Source organism: Bacillus sp. PK6-025, from assembly GCF_056530265.1.
On record NZ_CP096509.1, the window covers coordinates 97,501 to 100,000 of the forward strand.

Genomic DNA, 2,500 nt, shown 5'->3' on the forward strand with positions numbered 1-2,500 from the left:
CTAATCGATCGAGGACTTAACCTAAATACTTTTGTGAATTGTCTGACCGTTATCTAGTTTTGAGAGAACACCTCTCATACATAGTTTGGTGGCGATAGCGAAGAGGTCACACCCGTTCCCTTGCCGAACACGGAAGTTAAGCTCTTCAGCGCCGATGGTAGTTGGGGGATTCCCCCTGTGAGAGTAGGACGCCGCCAAGCTGTTGCACGCAAGTGCAAACGGAGGATTAGCTCAGCTGGGAGAGCATCTGCCTTACAAGCAGAGGGTCGGCGGTTCGATCCCGTCATCCTCCACCATTATAATATTTTGTTGATTAAGCCGGTGTAGCTCAATTGGTAGAGCAACTGACTTGTAATCAGTAGGTTGGGGGTTCAAGTCCTCTTGCCGGCACCACTTTTTTATGATATAATATTTAAGTCTCTTTTAAAGAGCCATTAGCTCAGTTGGTAGAGCATCTGACTTTTAATCAGAGGGTCGAAGGTTCGAGTCCTTCATGGCTCACCATTTTATGCGGGTGTGGCGGAATTGGCAGACGCGCTAGACTTAGGATCTAGTGTCTTTACGGCGTGGGGGTTCGAGTCCCTTCACCCGCATTATAAAAAAGATTTGCGGAAGTAGTTCAGTGGTAGAACACCACCTTGCCAAGGTGGGGGTCGCGGGTTCGAATCCCGTCTTCCGCTCCAACCATCCACGCCGGGGTGGTGGAATTGGCAGACACACAGGACTTAAAATCCTGCGGTAGGTGACTACCGTGCCGGTTCAAGTCCGGCCCTCGGCATTGACATATGCGCCCGTAGCTCAATTGGATAGAGCGTTTGACTACGGATCAAAAGGTTAGGGGTTCGACTCCTCTCGGGCGCGCCATTATGTGTAACGGGAAGTAGCTCAGCTTGGTAGAGCACATGGTTTGGGACCATGGGGTCGCAGGTTCGAATCCTGTCTTCCCGACCATTCTTTGGGGCCTTAGCTCAGCTGGGAGAGCGCCTGCTTTGCACGCAGGAGGTCAGCGGTTCGATCCCGCTAGGCTCCACCATTTATTTTCAAAAAAGCACTTGACTATTTATCTTAAAAGAGATATAATAATAGAGTTGCTTTAATAATGATCTTTGAAAACTAAACAAGACAAAACGTACCTGTTAATTCATTAAATAAATCGCACATGCGAATGTGCGTAGTCATTATCAAACTTCATGGAGAGTTTGATCCTGGCTCAGGACGAACGCTGGCGGCGTGCCTAATACATGCAAGTCGAGCGGACAGATGGGAGCTTGCTCCCTGATGTCAGCGGCGGACGGGTGAGTAACACGTGGGTAACCTGCCTGTAAGACTGGGATAACTCCGGGAAACCGGGGCTAATACCGGATGCTTGATTGAACCGCATGGTTCAATTATAAAAGGTGGCTTCGGCTACCACTTACAGATGGACCCGCGGCGCATTAGCTAGTTGGTGAGGTAACGGCTCACCAAGGCGACGATGCGTAGCCGACCTGAGAGGGTGATCGGCCACACTGGGACTGAGACACGGCCCAGACTCCTACGGGAGGCAGCAGTAGGGAATCTTCCGCAATGGACGAAAGTCTGACGGAGCAACGCCGCGTGAGTGATGAAGGTTTTCGGATCGTAAAACTCTGTTGTTAGGGAAGAACAAGTACCGTTCGAATAGGGCGGTACCTTGACGGTACCTAACCAGAAAGCCACGGCTAACTACGTGCCAGCAGCCGCGGTAATACGTAGGTGGCAAGCGTTGTCCGGAATTATTGGGCGTAAAGCGCGCGCAGGCGGTTTCTTAAGTCTGATGTGAAAGCCCCCGGCTCAACCGGGGAGGGTCATTGGAAACTGGGGAACTTGAGTGCAGAAGAGGAGAGTGGAATTCCACGTGTAGCGGTGAAATGCGTAGAGATGTGGAGGAACACCAGTGGCGAAGGCGACTCTCTGGTCTGTAACTGACGCTGAGGCGCGAAAGCGTGGGGAGCGAACAGGATTAGATACCCTGGTAGTCCACGCCGTAAACGATGAGTGCTAAGTGTTAGAGGGTTTCCGCCCTTTAGTGCTGCAGCAAACGCATTAAGCACTCCGCCTGGGGAGTACGGTCGCAAGACTGAAACTCAAAGGAATTGACGGGGGCCCGCACAAGCGGTGGAGCATGTGGTTTAATTCGAAGCAACGCGAAGAACCTTACCAGGTCTTGACATCCTCTGACAACCCTAGAGATAGGGCTTCCCCTTCGGGGGCAGAGTGACAGGTGGTGCATGGTTGTCGTCAGCTCGTGTCGTGAGATGTTGGGTTAAGTCCCGCAACGAGCGCAACCCTTGATCTTAGTTGCCAGCATTCAGTTGGGCACTCTAAGGTGACTGCCGGTGACAAACCGGAGGAAGGTGGGGATGACGTCAAATCATCATGCCCCTTATGACCTGGGCTACACACGTGCTACAATGGGCAGAACAAAGGGCAGCGAAGCCGCGAGGCTAAGCCAATCCCACAAATCTGTTCTCAGTTCGGA

At 51.9% G+C, this 2,500-nt stretch carries 9 tRNA genes and 3 rRNA genes (2 of these 12 running past the window's edge); all 12 read left to right on the top strand.

Annotated elements, in window-relative coordinates:
• Positions 1–24 (top strand): 23S ribosomal RNA (locus M1D67_RS00505); it begins 2,906 nt to the left of the window's first position.
• A gap of 60 nt (positions 25–84) precedes the next feature.
• Positions 85–200: ribosomal RNA gene (rrf, locus tag M1D67_RS00510) — 5S ribosomal RNA — on the top strand.
• A gap of 20 nt (positions 201–220) precedes the next feature.
• Positions 221–296: transfer RNA gene (locus M1D67_RS00515), tRNA-Val, on the top strand.
• A 21-nt stretch (positions 297–317) separates the two neighbouring features.
• Positions 318–393, top strand: a tRNA-Thr gene (locus M1D67_RS00520).
• Between the two features lie 35 nt (positions 394–428).
• A tRNA-Lys gene (locus tag M1D67_RS00525) sits at positions 429–504 on the top strand.
• 6 nt (positions 505–510) lie between these two features.
• A tRNA-Leu gene (locus M1D67_RS00530) sits at positions 511–593 on the top strand.
• A gap of 15 nt (positions 594–608) precedes the next feature.
• Positions 609–683: transfer RNA gene (locus M1D67_RS00535), tRNA-Gly, on the top strand.
• 9 nt (positions 684–692) lie between these two features.
• Positions 693–778 (top strand) — tRNA-Leu (locus M1D67_RS00540).
• 9 nt (positions 779–787) lie between these two features.
• Positions 788–864: transfer RNA gene (locus tag M1D67_RS00545), tRNA-Arg, on the top strand.
• A 10-nt stretch (positions 865–874) separates the two neighbouring features.
• Positions 875–951, top strand: a tRNA-Pro gene (locus M1D67_RS00550).
• 6 nt (positions 952–957) lie between these two features.
• A tRNA-Ala gene (locus tag M1D67_RS00555) sits at positions 958–1,033 on the top strand.
• A 154-nt stretch (positions 1,034–1,187) separates the two neighbouring features.
• Positions 1,188–2,500, top strand: a 16S ribosomal RNA gene (locus M1D67_RS00560) (it continues 236 nt past the right edge of the window).